Source organism: Acidimicrobiia bacterium (assembly GCA_029210695.1).
Lineage (GTDB): Bacteria > Actinomycetota > Acidimicrobiia > Spongiisociales > JAHEDJ01 > JAHEDJ01.
Genome location: JARGFH010000112.1, coordinates 1 through 4,942 on the forward strand (window position 1 = coordinate 1; position 4,942 = coordinate 4,942).

General features: G+C 61.4%; 4 protein-coding genes. All 4 read left to right on the forward strand.

Annotated features, from left to right (window positions below; translation table 11 throughout):
- Window positions 1-114: 114 nt before the first annotated feature.
- The 4 genes from P1T08_18155 (at window position 115) to P1T08_18170 (ending at window position 4,872) form a co-directional block, all read left to right on the forward strand.
- Window positions 115-1,104, forward strand: a complete 990-nt coding sequence (locus P1T08_18155; protein ID MDF1598001.1) for an ABC transporter ATP-binding protein — start codon at window positions 115-117, stop codon at window positions 1,102-1,104.
- Window positions 1,101-1,892 (forward strand): ABC transporter permease, encoded by a 792-nt coding sequence (locus P1T08_18160; protein MDF1598002.1) that lies wholly within the window; start codon window positions 1,101-1,103, stop codon window positions 1,890-1,892. The genes P1T08_18155 and P1T08_18160 overlap by 4 nt, the downstream gene beginning before the upstream one ends.
- Window positions 1,889-2,668 (forward strand): ABC transporter permease, encoded by a 780-nt coding sequence (locus tag P1T08_18165; protein MDF1598003.1) that lies wholly within the window; start codon window positions 1,889-1,891, stop codon window positions 2,666-2,668. Before P1T08_18160 ends, P1T08_18165 begins: the two co-directional genes overlap by 4 nt.
- 71 nt (window positions 2,669-2,739) lie before the next feature.
- Window positions 2,740-4,872, forward strand: a complete 2,133-nt coding sequence (locus P1T08_18170) for an MMPL family transporter (protein MDF1598004.1) — start codon at window positions 2,740-2,742, stop codon at window positions 4,870-4,872.
- Window positions 4,873-4,942 lie beyond the last annotated feature (70 nt).

Here is a 4,942-nt window from a genome sequence, read left to right on the forward strand (position 1 = left end):
CTCCAGTGTGACCGAAAACGACCCCGAACGCGAGCACCCCCGACCCACAACCACCAACTTTTTCGGCAGCCACCTAGGGGAGGGCTTGACGGAAACACATCATTGCGACATCATATGGACATCATGGTAATGTCTAACGGGGATTCTGCTGCCACCGACGCGGCAGACTGGACATTTCGAGCAGAGGACGTCACGAAGACCTACAACGGCGAGGTCTACGCCAACGATGCCATTTCCATCGAGGTGCGTCCCGGTGAGGTCTACGGTTTGCTGGGCCCGAACGGAGCCGGCAAGACCACGTTTGTGAAACAGATCATCGGTCTTCTCAAGCCGACCTCTGGTCGGATCACCCTCGGACCGTATGACCTCGTCGAAGACCCGGACGTCGCCAGGCAACTCTGCTCCTATCTGCCTCAGGCACAGATGCCGATCGAGTCGTTCAAGATGCACGAGGCGGTGCAAATCACGGGGCTCATTCGTGGTGGTCCTCCCGATGAGGTCAGAGCCCGGGGTGATGCTCTGATCGAAGCACTCGATCTCACCGAGTGGAGAAACACCATGGGTCACAAGCTGTCGGGCGGCGTCCGCAGGTTGGTCGGCTACATCATGACGACGGTGTGGCCTGGCAAGGTGGTGATCCTCGATGAGCCGACCAACGACGTCGATCCACGCCGACGCCGGCTGCTGTGGGATCAGATCCGGTTGCTGGGCAGCGAGGGGGCGGCGGTATTCCTCGTTACTCACAATGTGCTCGAAGCTGAGAAGGCCGTCGATCGCCTGGCCATCATCAACGAAGGAAAGCTCATCGCGCAGGGGACGCCCTCCTCGCTGAAACTGGATGACCGCGGCCGACTCAGGCTGCAGCTGATGCTCGTGCCCGGCAACGGTGTACCTGAGATGCCGGCGCTCGTCCACGATTCCGCCCGGGTGGGCAACAACCTGATGATGGTCATCGACGAAGGGGATGCAGCAGCAGGGATCGCCTGGGCGCAGTTGATGATGGTGGAAGGAGTAGCCGAGGAGTACGCGCTCGGTGCAACGACCCTCGAGGACGTCTATATCCGTCTGACCGGGCACACCTCCGCAGAGCCGGACGGCACATGACGGCGACCGCGCTCCCGGTGCACGTGCTCCCGGTCAAGCGGTCCGGACCAGTCCATTGGCTTCGCAGCTACCGGGCCATGCTGCGCTGGCAACTCACCGACATGCGACTGCTGCTTCCGCTCACCGTCATGGTGCAGCTCTTGTCCGGAGTCGGGCTGGTGCTCGGATTTGGCTTGCTCATCGCCGACATGACGGAGTCCGTCGCCCTGTACCTCTCGACCGGGGCAGTGGTCGTCACCCTGGGCATTGTCGGGGTCATCATGGGCCCGCAATTGATCGCCCAGCAGAAGAGCTCCGGTTCGTACGATTTCATGTGGTCGCTGCCGGTGCCCCGCAGTTCGGCGTCCGCAGCCTGGGTTACGCTCAACGTGTTCATTGCCCTGCCGGCCATGCTCGGCGCGCTGGGCGCGGCGATTTGGCGGTATGACGTGACATTCGACGTGTCATTCATGGTCTTGCCTGCCGTCGGGCTCACTTTGTTGACCGGCACACTGATCGGGTATGCGCTTGCCCACGCGGTTCCCAAGCCCGACATCACGCAGCTGATTTCGCAGCTCTTGATCTTCGTCATATTCGGTTTCTCGCCGATCAGCTATCCGATTGAGAACCTGCCCGCCTGGCTGGCGACTGTGAATGAGTACCTGCCGTTCTATCCGATGGCCAACGTCGTGCGGGATTCGCTGACCAACGGCATTGTGATCGAGGTGGGGCGTTCCTATATGGTCCTCGGGGTTTGGGCTGTGGGTGCGGCCGTGGTTGCCGGCTGGGTGTTGAGGAGGCGGAAGTGAACACTGCCACGCTCACCCCCGTCGTCCGGTCCGGGTCTTCGTACTGGCTCAGCAGCTACCGGTCGATGCTGCGCTTCGAGCTGATCAACATGCGGACGTTCCTGGCGTTCGCTCTGGTCATCCAGATTCTCACCGGAGCGGGGATGGCATACCTCTATGGCTTCTACATGGGAGAGATGCCTGCGACCGCACGGATGTTCATCGTGACCGGGATTCCGGCACTGGCGCTGGTGCCGATCGGCCTCGTCATGGTTCCCGCCTCGATAATGATGCACAAGATCCGCGACACCTACGACTTCGTTTGGTCGCTTCCCGTTCCGCGCATGACATCGGCGGCAGCCACCTTCACGGTGTTCACCGCGCTGGCGATTCCCGGCACGGCGATTGCCTTGATCGTTGCCGATCTCTACTACGACGTCACCCTGATCTGGTCCTGGCTGCTGATTCCGGCGGTGTTGCTGACCTCACTGATGGCGACCTCGGTCGGTTTTGCGATGGCACACGCCATCCCCGAGCCTCGCTTCACCAACCTGCTCACCAACATCGTCATGTTCATGGCCATGCTGTTCGCACCGATCGTGGTGCCGATCGCTCAGTTCCCGGAGTGGTGGGCCTCGGTGCACCGGGTGTTGCCGTTCTATCACATGGCCCAGGTCATCCGTGCCTCCTTGTCGAACGGTCTCGTGGAGTCGGTTGGCACATCGTGGGCCGTCCTGACGGCCTGGACGATCGGGGCTTGGCTACTCGCCGGATGGGTGGTCGGTCGTCGCAAGTAGGCGCTTGGGCGAAACCATCGATGACGGCCCTCGGTTAGTGTCGTGACGTCGCAGGCTCGGAGGTCAACGCGATGGATCGAATCGCCCGGATAATCGTCGAGCATTCCAGGCGCGTCCTGGCCGTCACCGGCCTGGTGACGCTGCTGTCGCTTCTGATGCTGTTCCGGATGGACTTCAACGCAGACGTCTCCTCGTTCATCATCGATGGCAGCGCGGTCGGCAGGGACTTCGCCGATCTACAGGACAAGTACGCCACCTCCGATCCCATCAACGTCGTCATCTCCTTGCCGGCCGGGCAGTCGTTCACGGAGAAGGCATCGTTGCTGTCCTTGCTAGAGATTCGCAGTGAACTCGCCGTGATGCCTGGTGTCACTTCGGTAGCCTCGCTGATCCCCGATGTGAATCCCCTCACCGGCACGCCGGTGACAGCCGCGATGCTGAATCTCGCACCGGATGAACAGCTCGCCGGTCTGCTCGACACCAATCCGCTGGCCGAACTGTTTGTCAGCGAGGACGGCCGGCACTCGATGTTGATGGTTGTGCCCGACGACGACGGCATGGCCCTGGCGCTCGACCTCTCCGACTACGAACCACCCGCCGGCATCGACCTCGTCCTATCCGGCAACCCGGTCATCTTCGCCAAAGTGATCGACATCCTCTCCTTCTTCTTGCTCGTGATTCCACCAATTGTGATGGTGTTGCTCATCGGCACCTTCTACGCCACGATCGGGGATCGACGCTTGAGTGTGCTGGCGCTCGTGCCGGCTCTGCTTGGCGCTGTGTGGACCTTCGGATTCATCTTTGCACTCGGTCGCCAGATCGACGTGGTGACTGTGATCGTTCCCATCTTCGTCATCGTCATGGGCTCTGCGGACGGCCTGCATTTCGTGACCCACTTCCAGGAGGTCGCCGAGCGATCAACCGATCCCGTGGAGCGAGTTCGGTCTGCATTACGACACGTGGGAGTTCCGATGATCCTCACGACGGTTTCAACCGCGGCCGGGTTCATGTCTCTGACCTTCACCGACGTTCGCCCGATTCGTCAGATGGGGCTGTTCGCTGCCACCGGAATCGTGTTCGCCGGGATCATCTCATTCTTCTCGCTCCCGGCGCTGTTGAGCCGCCTCAGCATCGACGCCAAACACCACACCGCCATCCTCGGCCCAAAGGTAACTACAGCCCTGAAGAGGCTCGTTGCTACCAGAATCCCTGCCCTCGTGTTGACCGTCGGCCTCGTTGCCTTTGCGGTTCTGACCATCCCTCGACTGACCGTCGACGCGGATCAGCTTTTTTTCTTCAAAGACAACGATCCGGTGCGGGAGGCGTTTGACAGAACCGAGGAACTCTTCGGAGGAGCAACGCCACTGACCGGCGAATTCGTGTTCGACCCGGCAGGTGGTGCCGGGCAGCTCGGCGAGGTTCTGGCGGTGTCGCGACAGATGGAGGCTTTGCCCGGTGTGCGGACCGTGTTCTCGCTGGCAGACATGGCAGCAGCATTGCCGATCGAACAGGTGGAAGCGGTCTTGAGTGGGGAGATAGAACTCCCGCTCGGAAGCATGGTATCTGCAGATGGACTCAGGTTCATGTTGCTGCCGTCGGGATTCAGCAATGAGGATCTTCAGGGCTGGCTCGACTTCGTGGACGAGAATGATGAAGTGCGCGTGCTGACCGGAATGCCGATCATCTGGGATGAGATCGCCCGGTTGGTCCTGACGGCCCAGGTGGTGTCGCTCGTTGTCGCCTTCGCGCTCGTGTTCGTGATGTTGATGATCGCCTACCGCCGTCTCAGAGAGACGCTGGTCTCGCTGGTCCCCGTGACGCTGACCATTGCCACCCTGCTCGGCTTTGTTGCGATATCCGGGATTCAGCTCAACCTGTTGACGGCGATCATCTCGAGCATCGTCCTCGGGGTTGGCATCGACTACTCGATCCACTTCGTGGCAGCCATCGACAACGCCAGAGGGGAGGGCGATGGCTACGTGCTGCGGGCCATCGACCGCGCCGGGCGCCCGATCGTCGCCAACGCTCTCGGCATTGCGATTGCGTTGAGTGCGCTGTGGCTATCGCCGCTGGCCATTCATCCCCAGGTATCGATGATCATGTGGGTTTCGATGGTGACGGCCGCCCTGTCGGCTCTGCTCATAATCCCGGCCCTGCTACCCCGCGCCGGGGTCCGGCCGGTAAACGGCATCGATCCGGGCTAGACACCCCAGGGTTGTATCTTGTCAAGCGGCGGCTTTGTCTCGTGTTGTCTGGCGGTGGGCCCAGGCGGTG

Coding starts and splice junctions, on each gene's coding strand:
- P1T08_18155 (MDF1598001.1), top strand. CDS start 115: ATGGACATCATGGTAATGTCTAACGGGGATTCTGCTGCCACCGACGCG.
- P1T08_18160 (MDF1598002.1), top strand. CDS start 1,101: ATGACGGCGACCGCGCTCCCGGTGCACGTGCTCCCGGTCAAGCGGTCC.
- P1T08_18170 (MDF1598004.1), top strand. CDS start 2,740: ATGGATCGAATCGCCCGGATAATCGTCGAGCATTCCAGGCGCGTCCTG.